The sequence below is a fragment of the Emticicia oligotrophica DSM 17448 genome (assembly GCF_000263195.1).
Taxonomy (GTDB): Bacteria; Bacteroidota; Bacteroidia; order Cytophagales; family Spirosomataceae; genus Emticicia; species Emticicia oligotrophica.
The window spans coordinates 792,068-809,411 of the sequence record NC_018748.1; the positions used below are offsets into that span (position 1 = coordinate 792,068).

14 protein-coding genes are annotated in these 17,344 nt (G+C 35.2%); 10 read left to right on the top strand and 4 right to left on the bottom strand.

Annotated elements, in window-relative coordinates:
* The first annotated feature begins 48 nt into the window (after positions 1-48).
* The 3 genes from EMTOL_RS03395 to EMTOL_RS03405 all read left to right on the top strand — a co-directional run bounded on the left by EMTOL_RS03395 (position 49) and on the right by EMTOL_RS03405 (position 3,093).
* The gene (locus EMTOL_RS03395; protein WP_015027865.1) at positions 49-1,266 is read left to right on the top strand and encodes a putative hexosyltransferase; all 1,218 of its coding nucleotides are present in this window, start codon (positions 49-51) and stop codon (positions 1,264-1,266) included.
* Positions 1,267-1,406: 140 nt separating this feature from the next.
* Entirely contained in the window at positions 1,407-1,964 is a 558-nt protein-coding gene (locus EMTOL_RS03400) for a DUF1003 domain-containing protein (protein WP_015027866.1), read from the top strand.
* A 46-nt stretch (positions 1,965-2,010) separates the two neighbouring features.
* Positions 2,011-3,093 carry a Gfo/Idh/MocA family protein gene (locus EMTOL_RS03405; RefSeq protein ID WP_015027867.1) on the top strand — a complete coding sequence of 361 codons (1,083 nt, stop codon included), beginning with the start codon at positions 2,011-2,013 and terminating at the stop codon, positions 3,091-3,093.
* A 246-nt stretch (positions 3,094-3,339) separates the two neighbouring features.
* Here EMTOL_RS03405 and EMTOL_RS03410 read toward each other — a convergent pair whose 3' ends face one another.
* Both EMTOL_RS03410 and EMTOL_RS03415 read right to left on the bottom strand, forming a co-directional pair.
* Positions 3,340-3,522 carry a BF3379 family histone-like protein gene (locus EMTOL_RS03410; RefSeq protein WP_015027869.1) on the bottom strand — a complete coding sequence of 61 codons (183 nt, stop codon included), beginning with the start codon at positions 3,520-3,522 and terminating at the stop codon, positions 3,340-3,342.
* A 190-nt stretch (positions 3,523-3,712) separates the two neighbouring features.
* A complete protein-coding gene (locus tag EMTOL_RS03415) occupies positions 3,713-4,975 on the bottom strand; it encodes an aminotransferase class I/II-fold pyridoxal phosphate-dependent enzyme (protein ID WP_015027870.1) in 1,263 nt (420 codons plus the stop codon).
* Between the two features lie 402 nt (positions 4,976-5,377).
* Between EMTOL_RS03415 and EMTOL_RS03420 the strand changes: the two genes are divergently transcribed.
* From EMTOL_RS03420 to EMTOL_RS03430, 3 genes are all read left to right on the top strand, one after another.
* A complete protein-coding gene (locus tag EMTOL_RS03420; RefSeq protein ID WP_052315418.1) occupies positions 5,378-6,829 on the top strand; it encodes an acetyl-CoA carboxylase biotin carboxylase subunit in 1,452 nt (483 codons plus the stop codon).
* A gap of 512 nt (positions 6,830-7,341) precedes the next feature.
* Complete coding sequence (locus EMTOL_RS03425; protein ID WP_305953166.1) at positions 7,342-7,815, top strand: DUF1648 domain-containing protein; 474 nt, start codon at positions 7,342-7,344, stop codon at positions 7,813-7,815.
* Positions 7,816-7,913: 98 nt separating this feature from the next.
* On the top strand, positions 7,914-8,741 hold the full coding sequence (locus EMTOL_RS03430) for a sialate O-acetylesterase (protein ID WP_015027873.1): 828 nt from the start codon (positions 7,914-7,916) through the stop codon (positions 8,739-8,741).
* A gap of 31 nt (positions 8,742-8,772) precedes the next feature.
* Here the strand turns inward: EMTOL_RS03430 and EMTOL_RS03435 are convergent, their stop codons facing one another.
* Positions 8,773-10,233 (bottom strand): TlpA family protein disulfide reductase, encoded by a 1,461-nt coding sequence (locus tag EMTOL_RS03435; RefSeq protein WP_305953167.1) that lies wholly within the window; start codon positions 10,231-10,233, stop codon positions 8,773-8,775.
* Between the two features lie 144 nt (positions 10,234-10,377).
* On the opposite strand from EMTOL_RS03435, the gene EMTOL_RS03440 reads away from it, so the two are divergent.
* On the top strand, positions 10,378-11,148 hold the full coding sequence (locus EMTOL_RS03440; protein WP_015027875.1) for a YdcF family protein: 771 nt from the start codon (positions 10,378-10,380) through the stop codon (positions 11,146-11,148).
* A gap of 77 nt (positions 11,149-11,225) precedes the next feature.
* Here the strand turns inward: EMTOL_RS03440 and pfkA are convergent, their stop codons facing one another.
* The gene (gene pfkA, locus EMTOL_RS03445) at positions 11,226-12,200 is read right to left on the bottom strand and encodes a 6-phosphofructokinase (RefSeq protein WP_015027876.1); all 975 of its coding nucleotides are present in this window, start codon (positions 12,198-12,200) and stop codon (positions 11,226-11,228) included.
* 614 nt (positions 12,201-12,814) lie between these two features.
* On the opposite strand from pfkA, the gene EMTOL_RS21630 reads away from it, so the two are divergent.
* From EMTOL_RS21630 to EMTOL_RS03460, 3 genes are all read left to right on the top strand, one after another.
* The gene (locus EMTOL_RS21630) at positions 12,815-15,847 is read left to right on the top strand and encodes a beta strand repeat-containing protein (protein WP_015027877.1); all 3,033 of its coding nucleotides are present in this window, start codon (positions 12,815-12,817) and stop codon (positions 15,845-15,847) included.
* Positions 15,848-16,142: 295 nt separating this feature from the next.
* Positions 16,143-16,697: an acyl-CoA thioesterase gene (locus EMTOL_RS03455; protein ID WP_015027878.1), complete on the top strand. Its 555-nt coding sequence runs from the start codon at positions 16,143-16,145 to the stop codon at positions 16,695-16,697.
* Positions 16,698-16,731: 34 nt separating this feature from the next.
* The gene (locus EMTOL_RS03460) at positions 16,732-17,325 is read left to right on the top strand and encodes a phosphatase PAP2 family protein (protein WP_015027879.1); all 594 of its coding nucleotides are present in this window, start codon (positions 16,732-16,734) and stop codon (positions 17,323-17,325) included.
* Positions 17,326-17,344: the final 19 nt, after the last annotated feature.

Consider the following 17,344-nt stretch of genomic DNA (forward strand, 5'->3'; position numbering starts at 1 on the left):
TTTTCCAAGCTGTATTTATTAAATTTGCAAGCCGATAAATTTTAAAGCATGCAAAAACTCATCGAAAATTCGCCAATCAAGTGGCATCATATACTTTTTTATAGTCTTTTAGTAGCTATCATTCCACATACTGGCTTTTGGTTCGACCTCAACAACGACTGGCCTCGATGGTCAACTTATGCACTCGAACACGGCCTTAGTCAAATTTATAATTCTGATACGAATTATATGCCCATCTATCTACATGGGCTTTATTGGTTTGGCAAACTTCACGGTACTAAAGAACTCATTTACGCCAATAGCTTTCAACTTAAATACTTCTTTTTACTTTTCGATTTTGCCGGAGCTATTGCCATCGCTTATGCTCTACGAAAGTACTATATTCGTCAATTCGCTGAGTACATGCTTCTTTTCAATATGGGCTATTTGTATTGCACGACCATTTGGGGCCAACTCGATAGTGTTCCAACAACAATCGTAATTTTAGCTTTTATTTGTCTTTTTGAGCGAAAACTTCTTTGGGCAGCATTGTTTTGTACTTTATCTATTTATGCCAAACTTCAAGCCATTGTTTTTCTTCCTTTTTTTGCCATTTTATTGGTTTATCAATTAGGCGTAAAATTCGACAAGTGGGTAATTTTAAAAATGTTGGGTGTTTCAATAATTACCCAGCTAATTATATTGAGTCCTTTTATTTTAGGAGGTACTTTCACTAATTTCCTTAAAGTAGTGCGTGAATCGGTAGGTTTTTTCCCACGTGTTTCGGTCAATGCCTTCAATATTTGGTATTTATTCCTTAAACAAGACCCTACTTCCATCAACGATACACTCATTTTTGCAGGTCTTACTTACAAAAAATGGGGATTTATTATGTTTTTTACGCTTTCAGCTATTACTTTTTTACCTCTAATAATCAAAACACTTCATAAGATTTTTAATAAGGAATCATTAGACCAAAACTATTATGCACAACTTTGGCTTACAGCAGCAACTATTGCTATCGTATTCTTTTTTGTGAATACTCAAATGCACGAGCGATATTCATTTCCTGCTATTCCAATGTATTTTGCCTATGCTTTGCTTAGTAATCGTTATTCAATCTTTGCACTCACATCAATTGCTCACCTAATGAATGTTGATGGAACAAACAAATATTTAGGACTAAACCCATTCAGACCCGAATACACAGCAATTCTGTTCGGTATTATTTTATGCATATCTTTAATTAGAATCTATCATAATTTCAAATTAAAATTGATTAACTAATTAATATATTCTTTATTTTTCAGTAAAAATAATTTAAAAAGAATACACAATAATTTTTATTTTTTCAAAATATTCTGAAAATAAAAAAAAGAAAAGTTCGAACTAAATTGATTAAACTTTAATCATAAACTTCAATAGCCATGGATAGTGAAGAAATAAAGAAATTAATACTTAATGAGCAAGAACAACTACAAAAGTTACATCATATTGTAGAACAAACCATCAAGGAAGAACAACTTATTGTCAATAACTTACAAAATCCGCCCAAAGAAATACTCTCTCGCGGGCAGGAAATATCAGATAAAGTAGCTCGCTTTGGCGGTAGTTGGAAATTTATCATCAGTTTCGCAGTTTTGCTTTCTATCTGGATTATTGTAAATGCAATTATTCCTGAAGAGTATCGTTTTGACCCGTACCCTTTTATTCTTATGAATTTGGTTCTTTCTTGCATCGCAGCTCTACAAGCCCCTATCATTATGATGAGTCAAAATAGACAAGAAGAAAAAGATAGAATGCGAAGCGAAAACGACTATTTAGTAAATTTGAAAGCTGAAATAGAAATCAGAAGTTTACACCAAAAAATTGATTTGTTGCTCGAAGACCAAATAAAAACATTATTCGAAACCCAAGCAAAACAGTTTATGTTACTTGAAGAAATCAATAATCGTTTAAATGAACATTTAACAAAAAATAAGTAATAATATAATTTTCAATATCCATTTTTAAATTCATTAACAAAACTCTATGTCAACCTTAACATCTCCTGTAAGAGTACTCGTAGTAGGCTGCGGAAATATGGGGGCTTCACATGCCCAAGCCTATCAATTAATCGACGGTTTTGAAATATGTGGGATTGTTTCAACAGGAAAAAGTAAAGAAGTTCTTAACGAAAAATTAGGTGGCGGATATGCCCTTTTTTCTGATTATGAAACTGCACTTACGGAAACAAAACCAGATGCTGTATGTATTTCCACCTACCCAGATACGCACGAATCCTTTGCTATTAAAGCTCTTGAAAGTGGCTGCCATGTTTTTATAGAAAAACCATTGGCTGATACAGTAGAAGGAGCCGAAAGAGTAGCTGCTGTCGCTCAAAAAACTGGCAAAAAATTAGTTGTTGGTTATATCCTTCGCCATCACCCATCATGGGAAAAATTCGTAGAGCTTTCGCACGAACTAGGAAAACCATTAGTAATGCGAATGAACCTAAATCAACAAAGCCACGGAATTATGTGGGATGTACACCGTAATCTGATGAAAAGTTTGAGTCCGATCGTTGACTGTGGGGTGCATTATATAGATGTGATGTGTCAAATGACACGCTCAAAACCCTTGCAGGTAACCGCAATTGGAGCGAGATTAACGAATGATATTGCTGATACCAACTACAATTATGGCCAATTACAAATTCGTTTTGAAGATGGCTCTGTGGGCTGGTACGAAGCTGGTTGGGGCCCAATGATGAGTGAAACTGCCTTCTTTATTAAAGATGTTATCGGTCCTAAAGGTTGTGTTTCGATTGTAGCAAAAGATGCTGGTGGAACGGGAAAGTCTGATAATGTAGATTCACATACCAAAACTGAGTCATTACGCTTCCATCATGCTGATATTGATGCCAATAATCATTTTACGAAAGAAGATACATGGTACAATCTTAGTGATGAACCAGACCACCAAGAACTTTGTAATCGAGAACAACGCTATTTCCTACGTGCTATTCAAGAAAATATTGATTTGACCGACCACGTACAAGATGCTGTAAATAGCCTAAAAATAGCATTCGCCTGCGATGAGTCAGTCCGAACTGGCCAAGTGGTTTATTTGTAAGCTGAAATTTTCAACAAAAATGAGTCATCCCGAATTTATAAATGACAGTATAGGATATTTTATGAATAAGATTTGATTCTTTGTCATTTATTGCCGTCAGTTTTAACTAACGTTAATGAATAACAAGAGTAATGTTTCTTTCTAAATTCAGGATGACTCAAATTACTTACGAGTAAAATACTTATAACTATTAACATCTTTGACGAAATAGTTAAGAAATATTATTTTCTCATAGATAATGTTTTTTTAAGCTTTCGTGGCATTCTTTTTAGACTGAACATCTGCCCTTGTATCTTTAGCCCACTTAGCCAAAGTAGCCATACCCGCACGTACACGAGTTCCAGCTGCGTTATTACCTTTGTCATAGAATTTTTCAAAATCTGATGCCAAAGAAGCGACAAGTTCAGTCAATTCTTTATACTTATCCATAATTGAATAAAAGGTTTTGGAGTGAATAATTAATTATTGAAAAATAATAAGTATTTGCAAGTTAGAGATATTATGAAATATTACAAATTTTTACACGTAAAATCCAATAAAAGAAACCTCTTTAAGGTAAAAAAACAAAAAAGCCTGACCAAAGTCAGGCTTTTTTTATATCAAATTGAATATTTTACAATTAAGCTACTGCTAAAGGGGCATATTCACCCGCTTTAAGTTTAGCTTGAACTTTCTCGAAACAATCCATTGTATATTCTACATCTTCGAGAGTATGTGAAGCAGTAGGAATAATACGCAACATGATAACACCTTTAGGAACTACTGGGTAGATAATTACTGAACAAAAGATTCCCATATTTTCACGTAAATCACGGATTAAGTTTGTCACGGTAGGCAAATCATAGTTTCCGTGCAAGAATACAGGCGTTACTGGTGATGTTGTATCTCCAATATCAAATCCACGCTTACGGAAACCATCTTGAAGAGCTTTTACGATTGTCCAGAGATTTTCTCTAAATTCTGGGTGATTCTTTATCAACTCCAAACGCTTCATCCCTCCTAAAACAAACGGCATTGGAAGTGCTTTTGCATAAGTTTGTGAACGCATATTGTATTTCAAGAACATCACAATATCAGGATCGGCTGCAATAAAAGCACCAATAGCCGCCATTGATTTTGCAAATGTACAGAAATGTAAATCTACTTGGTCTTGTACCCCGAAATGTTCTGGTACACCTGCACCAGTAGGCCCCATTGTACCAAATCCATGAGCATCATCAACCAATAAACGGAAGTTGAATTTCTTTTTTAATTCAACGATTTTATCTAGACTTCCAACTTTACCCGACATACCGAACACACCTTCAGTAATCACTAAGATTCCACCGCCTTGCTCTTCTGCCAACTTAGTCGCTCTTACGAGGTTTTTCTCTAAGCTTTCCATATCGTTGTGGGCAAACTGGTAATAGGTACCACCTTTGGCTTTGTGTAAACGGATACCGTCAATCAAACAGGCGTGGCTTTCAGCATCGAAAACAATTACATCTCTTCTATCAACAATACATTCGATTACCGACATAACCCCTTGATAACCATAGTTAAGCAAGAAAGAATCTTTTTTACCAACATATTCGGCCAATTGCTTTTCAAACTGCTCGTGCAATTCGGTATTACCAGTCATCATACGAGCACCCATTGGATATGCCAAGCCATATTCAGCAGCAGCCTCGGCATCAGCCTTACGTACTTCTGGATGATTTGCTAATCCTAAATAGTTGTTCAACGACCAATTAAGCATTTTCTTACCCATAAATTCCATGTGAGGACCAAGCTCACCCGAAAGTTTTGGAAAAGAATAATAATGGTGCGAATTGAGCAATTTCGCCTGCGACCCGATTGGTCCTAAATTGCTAAGAGCTTTATCGAAAATATCTTGTGCCATCTGTTATCAGTAAATAATGGTAATGAATAATGTTTTATTAAAACACTTTCGAATTAAAATTTACGCAAAAATAACGCTTTTTTAATAGGAAACCAAACACGGCTTTTCTATAAAAAAGCTATCTATACAAAATGTGCAACATTTTTACAGTATATTTAAAAAATGCAATTTGATTTTAGTGTTAATTAGTGTTAAAATAGTCGATAAGCAACACAGTTAGTAGCAATTAACATTTAATTAGATTGAACTATCAAAAATTATTGGCTATCAACTATGCACTGTAGACTTAATATTCAAAGTACAGCAAAACTAAATCAATAAAAAATCGTGGTAAATTCTGTTAACGGTGCGACGATTCGCAAAATACTAATTGCCAATAGAGGTGAAATTGCCCTTCGTGTCATGCGTACTGCACGTGAAATGGGTATTAAAACGGTAGCGGTTTTCTCGGAAGCTGACCGTAATTTTCCGCACGTAAAATATGCCGATGAAGCGGTTTGTATAGGCCCTGCTCCCTCAAAAGAATCATATTTAAAAGGTGATAAAATTATTGAAGTAGCCAAAAGTTTAGGCGTAGATGCCATTCATCCAGGTTATGGTTTTTTATCAGAAAATGCCGATTTTTCGAGAAGTGTAAGAGAAGCTGGACTCATTTTCATCGGTCCATCGCCCGAATCAATTGAAATCATGGGCGATAAACTTTCTTCCAAACATGCAGTAGCAAAATACAATATACCAATGGTTCCCGGCACCCCCGATGCCATCACTGACCGTGCTGCTGCCAAGCAAAAATCGGCTGAAATTGGATATCCTGTTTTAATCAAAGCCAGTGCAGGTGGCGGTGGAAAGGGCATGAGGGTAGTACAAAATGAAGAAGAATTTGACGAGCAAATGGACAGAGCCGTTGGTGAAGCCATTTCTGCCTTTGGAAATGGGGCTTGTTTTATTGAAAAATATATTACCAAACCCAAGCACATTGAAATTCAGGTAATGGGCGACCAACACGGAAATGTAGTTCATTTATTCGAACGTGAATGTTCTATTCAGCGTCGTCACCAAAAAGTAGTAGAAGAAGCTCCTTCAGCAGTACTTACGCCCGAAATTAGAGAAGCTATGGGCAAATGTGCAGTTGATGTTGCCAAAGCTTGTAATTATTATGGAGCAGGGACTGTAGAGTTTATTGTTGACGAAGATTTGAATTTTTATTTCTTAGAAATGAATACTCGTTTGCAAGTTGAGCACCCAGTAACAGAAATGATTACAGGTATCGACCTTGTAAAAGAAATGATATACGTAGCCGAAGGACGAGAGCTAAGTTTCAAACAAGAAGATTTGAAAATAAATGGTCATGCCATTGAAGTAAGGGTTTGTGCCGAAGACCCTGCCAATAATTTTTTACCAGACGTAGGTTTGTTGCAAACTTATGTGCGTCCACAAGGCAATGGAGTGCGTGTTGATGATGGCATTGAAGAAGGTATGGAAATTCCTATTCACTATGACCCAATGATTGCCAAATTAATTACTTATGGTAAAGACCGTACAGAAGCCATCGAAAAAATGCTTCGAGCGATTGATGAATTTAAGATTACAGGTGTAGCCACTACCCTACCCTTCTGTACTTTTGCTTTACAACACGAAGCATTCATTAGTGGCAAGTTTGATACACGCTTCGTTGGTTTATATTTTACACCAGAGGTGCTCCAAAAGCAAGTTTCCAATACAGAATTAGAAATTGCGGCAGTTTTAGCGGCAGAAATCTTGAAGCGTAAACAAAATAATAGTTCGACTCCAAATACACCTAATATAGCCCAAAGCAGTCAATGGCGTAGAAATAGAATTAATTTAAGAGGCTGATTTCTTTTACAAGATAAACGCTTCATTATAAAGTATTTATCATATCTTTATCTCAACCCCCATTTTTTGGGGTGTCTTTTGCGAATAATGGGTAAAATAAGTAAAATGTGCTGTTAGGCACTACATATTAGGAATTCCGATGATTTTGATATCTTAGGTACTCAACAGAGAGAGTTGTATACCTAAGGTACAAAAATTACGCAAAAACGGGCTACTGATATTTAGTTCCTAAATGACTTTTCAATCCTTCACTCGATTATTTTCAAAAATCAATCAAATTAGAAAACTATTGATAAAAAAAGCTATTGGTTGAACACGATTTTAACAATAATTCTACTTAAAGTTACTCGTTATTTATCAAACTAACCAACCACCCCCTTTAATCTCCACCAATCAAAATTTACTTGATACTCCTCACTCTAATTCATAGCTTTGCCACATTAGTCAGCTCTCACACCCTGCTTTAGTACCGTGCGTAGAACTGGATGTTTTACATTCAAATTCTTACAGAAATGAAAACTATAAAAAATCCGCTAACCGTTTCGGCATTACTTATTGTTATTGCCAATACATTATTTGCTTTTTATTCATTTGCAAATCTACCCGATACCATACCGATTCACTTTGGAGTGGACGGAACGCCCAATGGTTGGGGGCCTAAATTCAGTATTTTTCTCATACCAATCATTAATCTTGTCTTGTCAGGTTTCATGATTAGTGTTCGAAAACAACCTTTTAGTTATTTGAATTTACCTATAAAAATTAGTCAAAATAATTTAGAAGAAAGACTCAAATTAGGTACTGAATTGCTCGATATCATTACTTTGATTATCAGCTTTTTATTCTTGATGATTGAAATGAATATCGTAATGGTTAGTCAAAACCCGAATTATGGGAAATACATGATGATTGCCATATTCGCACTCATTGTGGTTATTTTAGGCATTTCAGTTCACTATACTCGGAAGATTAACAAATTAGCTTAAATAACAAATTAAACGCCGAAAGATATACCCTTCGGCGTTTTTGTTTTCACATTGAATAAGCTAATTTTATTGCTTAGAATTTCAACCTTACGCTCATCATGAAAAAACTCTTCCTACTATTTATTATAGCAGCGATTACACAAATTACTTATGCCCAATCTGACGCAGAAAGAACTAAATATTTTCCTAAAAATCACGAAAAAATAAGCGTAATCCCGCCTAAAACAAAGCTATGGGTATTTGTAATGGCTGGTCAATCAAATATGGCTGGTAGAGGGCAAGTAGAGCCTAATGACACAATTACAAATTCAAGGATTTTGACGATAAATAAGCAAGGAGACCTTATCTATGCCAAAGAGCCTCTTCATTTTTACGAACCTACCCGCACGGGTCTTGATTGTGGGCTTTCATTTGCCAATAATCTTTTAAAGAATATTCCACATGATGTATCCATTTTGCTTATTCCTACCGCTGTTGGTGGCAGTGCGATAGGTCAATGGCTGGGTGACTCTACATATAGAGATGTTAAGCTATTGACAAATTTCAAGGAAAAAGTAGCCATTGGAATGAAATATGGAATCGTTAGGGGAATTTTGTGGCATCAAGGAGAGAGCGATGCATCGCCCAAAAGAATTGCCGTTCATGAAGAAAATCTAAAAAGTCTATTCGGTACTTTCCGTAAAACCGTTGGAAACTCGAAACTCCCTATTATTTTAGGCGAACTAGGTTCTTACTCCAAAACCAATGCCGAATGGCAACAAATCAACCAACAATTAAGAACTTATGTTTTGAGTGATAAAAATTCAACTATCATTCAAACACAAGATTTAAAACATAAAGGTGATGATATTCATTTTGATGCTGCCGGACAACGCACAATTGGTGAACGCTTCGCATTGGCATTTATTCAAAAGTTTTATAAATAAAAAGGGGGTTCTTTTCTGAACCCCCTTTCTTTTATTTTCCTCCATTTCCCGACATTTTTTGTATTTGTTGACGTTCATAGAAGTTTATAAAATCTTCTAATTTATCAACTGGTATTCTTCGGGCAATGATTTTCTTATCTTTATCTAAGATATAATTGGTAGGCGTAGAATAAACATCAAAATTCTTTCGGAAATAATACCTACCCTTTGCATCCCAAAGGTTTAATAATGGTTGGGTTTTATAGGCATAGACAAAGTCACTAATCTTCTTTTTGTCATAAGCAATACTCACATTATAGATGGTTGCTCTTTCTTTATTCTTGTTATAAAACTCCATCAGTTTAGGAGCTGATTCTTTACAATGACCACAATCTGGGTCATAGAAATGCACGATTGTATATTTAGTTTTACTTTGCATTGGATTGTATTCACGCCCAAGCGAATCTGAAACAATCAGCGAAGGAAAGACTAAACCTGTTTGTAAAGGCTTTAAAATATCTACACGTTCTTGGAATTTTGCACGTTGAGTAGAATCCAACCAATCGGCATCTTTGAGATAATAATTTTCAGCCAAGTGAATAAATACACCATCTAAACCTACGATTTCGCTGTTTTCGTATTTGTTAGTCACCCACCACAAGGCAAAACGATATACTTCTTTATTTTTCTTTGCTAATTTCAAAACCTTATCGGCATCATGATTAACCGAATCAGTTACTTGGTAAACTAAATCCTTGAAATATCGCTCAATCCGCGTGTGAATGAATGGTGAGCGAAGTAAGCGGTCATCACCAAAATCAAGATTATCAAAATAATGTCCCTTATAATAATTAAACAAATAGGTTGAATCTGGACGGCCATTAGCTTTTTTGGGTAATTCTGTCGGTAATTCAGGGTCCATGTTAGCTTTAATTACTTTTGAAGCGAAACTCCCGTTTTTCTCTTTCACTATTTGCTTCATGTATGCTTCTACTTCTTTCTGAATGCCTTCAATTTTCTTGCGGCTCATTTCTTGTGAAGCAGGGTCATTTTTCAATTTTGCCATCGTACTTGCAGCTTCTGCCTCTTTGCTCTTTTCTTGCAAAAACTTACGATAACCAAATAGGATTTCGTTTTCTTTCGAGCCTTTAAACTTAACCGAACCCACAAAATCAGTTGTATCACCTTCAATCTCCATGAATTGTTCTTTTCCATCCACCGCAAAATCGTAGTATTTTGATGGTGAAAGTACGATTAAATAAATTCCTCCTTTCAGTGGTTCTTTCCCTTGAAAAACCAATTCACCATTCTGAACTTTAGCTGAATCGACTTTGATATACTGATTATAACCAAAAAAATGAGCCAAATGGCAGGTTTTGCCCTCCGTGGCTCCTTTCATTTTCACTTTAATAGCGTGACCAATTTCTTGAGCAAAAGTATTTGTAGAAAAAACTAAAGTAAAAATTAAGAATAAACTTTTGAAATAGCGGAACGCCGCTCGGCTGATTCTCATATTTGTATAATTTTGATTCATTTGATATTGTTTCACAAAGATAAATACTTAATTATGTGTTTTTTGTTAAGGGCTTGTTAATTTCGTCAACGGAAATTTATTTGAGACGCTGTTTTGGGCTTATCCACCAATAAACGAAATCATATGTTTTATATTGCTTCGAAATTTCTTTCATTCTTTATCATGCCGATGGGTATTCTATGCCTTTTGCTGATATACGCTATTATTACAAAAAATCGTACCAAATCTAAAAAAGCCACTATTTCTGCTTTTATTTTCCTTTATATTATTTGTAATCCGTTTTTAAACAATGAGCTTTTCTTATGGTGGGAAGTTCCTCCAACCTCTATTATCAATGTAAAACCTCATGATATTGGTATCGTGCTCACAGGAGGCGTTATCAATGAAGATAAGCTTCCAATTGAAAATATTTTTCTAGGTGGTTCGGCTGACCGTATGGGACAAGCCATTGAGCTTTATAAGAAAGGAAAAATTAGAAAAATTCTGATAAGTGGCGGAGCTATTGAAATTTTAGGGAAAACACAGAAACTAGAAATTGAAGAAATGGCTAAATATATGATTATTAGCGGAGTAGCCAAAGAAGATATTATTTTAGAAAAATATGCTCAAAATACTAGAGAAAATGCCATTAATTGTTCAAAAATTTTAAAGAAGTATTTCCCGAATCAATCATATTTACTCATAACTTCGGGGTTTCATTTGCCTAGAGCCAGTAAATGCTTTAAGAAAGTAGGGCTAAAAGTAGATTGCTTTGGGGCCGATTATATTTCGCACGAACGAAATTTTAATTGGTATAATCTGATTTTGCCGAGGGAGGGAAACTTTGGTTCAGCGAACTTACTATTCAGAGAAGTAATAGGCTATAATACCTATAAAGTAATGGGCTGGATATAAAAAAACGATTTACGAATGAATCATTAAAATTAGCACAAAGCTAAGATTAAATATCAATCGTAAATCGTAGAATAATATTACATACTTAGAATGTGTACCATTCTCAATAAATCATCATGAATTGGCTTAGGTTTTTTGATTGTATCAATAAATGGTGTATAAACCAATTCATTGTTTACAATTCCTGCCATAACATTTTTGTAGCCCTTGATAAGCCCTTCAACCGCTCCTAAACCTAAACGGCTAGCAAGAATACGGTCGTAAGCAGTTGGTGTACCACCACGTTGGATGTGTCCGAGTGTTGTTACACGAATATCTAATTTATCAGCCACTTGTCCTTTAATCTTTTCTGCGATATCAACCGCGTGGCCTTCTTCATCACCTTCAGCTACTACTACAATTGAAGAAGATTTTGAGCGAGACCAACCATCTTTCAGAGTACTCACCACTTTTTTCAATGGTGTATGTGTTTCAGGAACCATTACGATTTCAGCACCACCACCAATACCTGATTGGATTGCGATATAACCTGAGTCACGGCCCATTACTTCGATAAAAAATACGCGGTCATGCGAATCGGCTGTATCTCTAATTTTATCAATTGCTTCAAGTGAAGTATTTACTGCAGTATCGAAACCAATCGTATAATCAGTACCATAAAGGTCATTATCAATAGTTCCGGGGCAGCCAACTGTTGGTATTTCGTATTCGTTGTAGAAAACCTCAGCTCCTGTAAATGTACCGTTTCCACCAATTGCTACAAGCCCTTCTATACCTAAATTCATTAAGTTTTCGTAGGCTTTTTTTCTTCCTTCAGGAGTCATAAACTCCTTACTTCTCGCTGATTTCAGGATGGTACCTCCTCTTTGCACTATATTACTTACTGACTGCGAGTTCATTGGGAAAATATCTCCCGCAATCATTCCATTATATCCTCTTCTAATTCCGTAAACTTCTAAACCATGATAGATGGCACCTCTAACTGCCGCTCTAATGCAGGCATTCATACCAGGTGCGTCACCTCCAGATGTATAAACTGCTATTCGTTTCATTTGAATATTTCTTAATATTTTGCTTAGTATTTCGCCTATTTGCCTCTCTTCTACAATTCTATACTATCTAAGGCACAAAAGTAATTAGTTTTCTTTACTTCTCCCAAACTTTCATTTATTATTAGTTAATAATATTGTTCTGCAAAATTGGTTATTATCAAAATTAAATTCTACTCTATGATTATTTTTAGAATTTTTTGTATATTATTATTTTAAGTATACTATGTTGCAGGCCATTTAACAGCCTATCAAAATGCAAACTTAATCATATCTTGAAAAAATAAAAAACAATCGACCTGTTTGGATATTCTTTATTCAAAAAATCTTGATTTACCTCATTACAATTAGCCTCTCATAGGTTGTACACTCCAAATACATTCTATCTAATAAGTCAATTCCTAGCAAGTAACTTCTTTTTAGCATCTATCATCTGAGTATTTCTTCTTATATCAATCCTAATAAAAAACACCTAAACATCTAACTATCAAATACTTATACAATATTTAAGTTATTGTTGTTTTTTGGCATACTATTTGAGATTCTTTAGGCAACACGATGATAAAACTTAACCTATCAGTAACTAGGTTTAAAACTTAAAGAACAATTTCTAAGAAATGTCAGGAATAACTTTACCTACCATGAAACTTCGTCAGGGAATCGGAGTATGCATCTTGATGCTTTTGAGTACAATAGTCTCAATTGCACAAAACGAAAATGTCGGCATTGGCACTACCAAGCCAGATAATTCAGCAATTCTAGACCTTACTTCTACGAATAAGGGTTTACTAATTCCTCGTATGACATTGGCTCAAAGAGCAAATATCAAAGCCCCCGCAACAGGTTTATTAGTGTATCAAATTGATTTTTTCACAGGTTTCTATTTCTTTGATGGCACCGAATGGAAAAGTTTTTATGCTCGTAATTCCGACGGTACAGTAATAACCACACCTACTGCAGCTACTTCCACTAACAAAGCAACTAGTGATAATGCTTGGTTGATTGGTGGAAATTCTGGTTTAAATGTAGATAATAACTTTATCGGAACACTTGACACAACTTCATTAGTATTTAAAGTAAACAATTATCGTTCTGGTTTAATTGATTATCGAAGTGGTAATACTTTTCTAGGTTATCGAGCAGGTTATCGTAGTCGTGGTTTTAATTCTGTTGCCATTGGAGCTTATGCTTTACATGCAACTAACATTGGCTTAAATAACGTTGCGGTTGGTTATCAAACATTAGTAAGTAACCAAACAGGAAGCGACAATATTGCCATTGGAGCTAATTCGCTTTATAGTAATATCACGGGTTCACAAAATATTGCCTTAGGTACACAAGCAGGGCAGCGTTCGACTGGAGATGGTAATATTTACATAGGGTATAAAGCAGGAATGAATGAAGTTGGCAATAATAAGCTTTACATCAGTAACAGTTATTTAGATGCTGCTCTCATATATGGTGATTTTGAAAAAGGTAGAGTTGGTATCAATACCCAAAAGCCAAACAGTGCTCTATCTATTGATAGTAAAACGGCAAATATAAGTGGATTAGAATTTAAGAATCTTACAAGTAATTCTCCTGCGAGTAAATCTAATTTAAAAGTTTTATCAGTTGATAGTGAAGGGAAGGTTATTTTAGTTAGAGATTCTGTTGGTATTGGAGGTACTGTTTCAGGAGTAAATTATTGGACAGCTAAGGGAAATTTGATTGAAAATAATAATGCAGGAGATGTAATGGTGAGTAATTTAAGATTCAAGAACTTACGAACTTTTTCCTCAGCAATTAATTCAAATGGAAGAGTATTAACTGTTGATGACAATGGTTTACTTGTATTAGCTAAAGACTCAGTTGGCAATCAGACTCCATCTTATTGGAACTTTAATAATAATACTCTTTCAAATAATACTTCTGGTAAAGTAGTATTAAACGGTCCGATTCAGCTAACAAATATAAAAGCTTCAAACTCTGCTTTCCGTCCATATGGAAAAGTTCTTACAGTTGATGACAACGGTAATCTTATTTTAGTACGCGATTCGGTCGCTACTTCAAGCAGTACAATTCCTGTAAGCACTTCTTCTTGGAGTATTAATGGGAATAACATTACCAATAATAATACTGGTACAGTATATATTAACAACGGTCTGAATTTATCAAAACTTAGTAGTAATAATACTGTAAACCTTACATCTCAGAAGTTTCTTACTGTAGATGCCAATGGTAACGTAGTTTTAGCTAATATTCCATCAATGACCATTACTACTGGTACATCTGATTGGAACTTAGATGCCAATAATAACATCACCAATAAAAATTCTGGTGGCGTATATGTAGCAAATGGTTTATGGGCTAAAAATGGTATTCGCGTACAGTCAGGAACCTTAGAAGTGAATGGTGGAATTCTCTTACCTCAACTTAAAGCGGCAAGTGCGGCAGGAAGAGCATACGGTAAAGTACTTTCTGTTGATGATAATGGAAATGTAATTCTAGTTAAAGACTCTGTTGGAGTAGCGGGCTCGATAGCTTCACCTTGGACAAGCAACGGCAATGATATTATCAATTCAAATACAGGAAAAGCATTCATTAATAATGGTTTATCTGTGAAAAGTGGCATTAATATAGAGTCTGGAAATTTAGTAACGAATGGTTCTGTTATTAATCGAAGTGGCTTAGTTCTTAATCAGCTAAAGTCGTCATTCCCAGCATCAAGACCTAATGGTAAAGTACTCTCAGTTGATGAAAACGGAAATGTAATTTTAGTAAGAGACTCGGTATCTATATCAAATAATACAAATATCAGTACCCCTTCTTCTTGGAATATTAGTGGAGATAATATCACCAATGCTAATGCAGGCTCGGTATCAATTAACAATAATTTGGTACTTTCTAAACTAAGTAGCAATAATACACCAACCATTACTACTCAGAAAGTACTTTCTGTTGATGCAAACGGCAGTGTAATTTTAGTAAACACCCCAACTACAACTAATACCAATACGTCTGCAGCACCTGAGCTTTGGAAAAGTAATGCTGATGGAGCTATCTATAACAGTAATCCACAAGTGTTGATTTCTGGCAGTACAGATGGCCTCAGCGGTTTACAATTCACAAAATTAAAAGCATCTTCTCCTGCGGGTAATAGATATGGTAAAGTGCTATCAGTTGACGACTTCGGTAATGTCATTCTTATCAATGATGGAATTAATGGCACTACTACAAATAATTCTACCCCTGGTGTAGGTTGGACATTGACAGACGGACGCTTACATAATTCAAATAATGGAAAAGTTGTGATCGGTACTGGTATAAATTCTTATCCAGGTGATTACCAACTCTACGTAAAAGGTGGTATTTTGACTGAACGTTTGAGAGTAGCCGTTGCAAATTCTGACCGTTGGGCTGACCACGTATTTGAAAAAGGTTATGACCTTATGTCTTTACATGATGTTGAGAAATTTATCGACTATCATCATCACTTACCAAATGTACCTTCGGCAGAAGAAATGGAGAAAAATGGCTTAGATGTTCTTCAAACTAGTGCAAAATTAATTGAAAAGATAGAAGAGCTAACGCTTTACTTAATTAAAGCTAATAAGCAAATCGAAGCTTTAGAAAAGAAAGTAGAAAATCTTGAAAAAACACAAAAATAGAGCAGTTGGAATTTTAAAAAGAACTATACTTCTTGAAAGTTATGCTCAGATTTAAATTACAATTACAGTCGTGTTTTGAAGTTTTAATTAAAAATCTGTTCTAAAACATTGAAAATATGGCATAATGATTGTAATTAAAATACTAAAAATAATACAACAACCAGAAACATTACAATAATATTGATTTTTATGGGTTAGGGTTTATTTTAAACGCCATGGCACAAGATTGTCATGGCGTTTTTGTTTTATTTCAAATCTAAACTATCTTTACCACTCATAAATATTAGGCTCTCTAATGCAAAAATCAAAACCTGTATCTTACTCCCGAACTACAATTACAGAATTAATGATTCCCTCCTATGCCAATTTTGGTGGAAAAATTCACGGAGGAATCCTACTTTCTTTAATGGATAAAGTAGCCTATGCTTGTGCTTCAAAACACGCAGGAACTTATGTAGTAACTGTAACGGTAGATGGTGTCAATTTCCTTCAACCAATCGAGGTAGGTGAATTACTTTCTCTTCATGCTTCAATTAATTACGTGGGGCGTAGTTCAATGGTGATTGGCATTCGAGTGATTTCAGAAAATGTAAAAACTGGCGAACAAAAGCATACCAATACCTCATATTTCACGATGGTTGCAAAAGACGATAACGGAAAACCAACGGAAGTTCCTCTACTCGAACTCGAAACTCAAGATGATGTGCGTAGATGCCTTGAGGCCATTAAACGGAAACAACTAAAAGAAGCTTACAGAGATGATTTTGATAATGAAAAATCTTTACTTCACTTAGAAGAAAACGCCTATTTACTTGAAAATGAGCGAGTTATTAATAAATGCCAACAATAGATAAGTCATTTTTTTATTCAAAAGTTTTTAATTCATGCCTAGCCATTTATTCCGAACACTCCTATTTGTATTCATTAGTTTTCAGCTATCAGCCCAAAATTTTGATATTGACATCTTGAAAAATATCAATCAAAATCGTAATACAAACTTCGATAAACCACTCAACTTAATTAGCAAATCGGTATATCCACTTAGTGTAGCTTTACCCATTAGCCTTTTGGGTACAGGATTTATCACCAAAGATAAAAACCTTCAACGTCAAGGCATTACTTCACTAGCATCTTTGGCCATTTCGATGGGAACTACTTATACTCTAAAAAAGATAATCAATCGAAATCGTCCGTACATAACCTATCCTACACTCATTCAGCCTTATTACATAGAAAACGACCCCGCCTTTCCATCAGGCCATACAACTGCTGCATTTTCAACGGCTACTTCGCTTAGTCTGACATTCAAAAAATGGTATGTTGTTGTACCTGCCTACACATGGGCGGGAGCAGTGGCTTATTCTCGCTTGCATTTGGGCGTACATTATCCAAGCGATGTTTTGGCTGGTGCTGCTATTGGAGCTGGCTCGGCTTGGCTTTGTTATAAGGCCAATCGTTGGCTACAGAGAAAAAAATAAACCTTTCGGAAGATTACTG

Bases quoted from the DNA above. Each gene is read 5' to 3' on its own strand.
- EMTOL_RS03395 (WP_015027865.1), top strand. From the start codon at position 49: ATGCAAAAACTCATCGAAAATTCGCCAATCAAGTGGCATCATATACTT.
- EMTOL_RS03400 (WP_015027866.1), top strand. From the start codon at position 1,407: ATGGATAGTGAAGAAATAAAGAAATTAATACTTAATGAGCAAGAACAA.
- EMTOL_RS03405 (WP_015027867.1), top strand. From the start codon at position 2,011: ATGTCAACCTTAACATCTCCTGTAAGAGTACTCGTAGTAGGCTGCGGA.
- EMTOL_RS03410 (WP_015027869.1), bottom strand. From the start codon at position 3,522: ATGGATAAGTATAAAGAATTGACTGAACTTGTCGCTTCTTTGGCATCA.
- EMTOL_RS03415 (WP_015027870.1), bottom strand. From the start codon at position 4,975: ATGGCACAAGATATTTTCGATAAAGCTCTTAGCAATTTAGGACCAATC.
- EMTOL_RS03420 (WP_052315418.1), top strand. From the start codon at position 5,378: ATGCGTACTGCACGTGAAATGGGTATTAAAACGGTAGCGGTTTTCTCG.
- EMTOL_RS03425 (WP_305953166.1), top strand. From the start codon at position 7,342: ATGAAAACTATAAAAAATCCGCTAACCGTTTCGGCATTACTTATTGTT.
- EMTOL_RS03430 (WP_015027873.1), top strand. From the start codon at position 7,914: ATGAAAAAACTCTTCCTACTATTTATTATAGCAGCGATTACACAAATT.
- EMTOL_RS03435 (WP_305953167.1), bottom strand. From the start codon at position 10,233: ATGAGAATCAGCCGAGCGGCGTTCCGCTATTTCAAAAGTTTATTCTTA.
- EMTOL_RS03440 (WP_015027875.1), top strand. From the start codon at position 10,378: ATGTTTTATATTGCTTCGAAATTTCTTTCATTCTTTATCATGCCGATG.
- pfkA (WP_015027876.1), bottom strand. From the start codon at position 12,200: ATGAAACGAATAGCAGTTTATACATCTGGAGGTGACGCACCTGGTATG.
- EMTOL_RS21630 (WP_015027877.1), top strand. From the start codon at position 12,815: ATGTCAGGAATAACTTTACCTACCATGAAACTTCGTCAGGGAATCGGA.
- EMTOL_RS03455 (WP_015027878.1), top strand. From the start codon at position 16,143: ATGCAAAAATCAAAACCTGTATCTTACTCCCGAACTACAATTACAGAA.
- EMTOL_RS03460 (WP_015027879.1), top strand. From the start codon at position 16,732: ATGCCTAGCCATTTATTCCGAACACTCCTATTTGTATTCATTAGTTTT.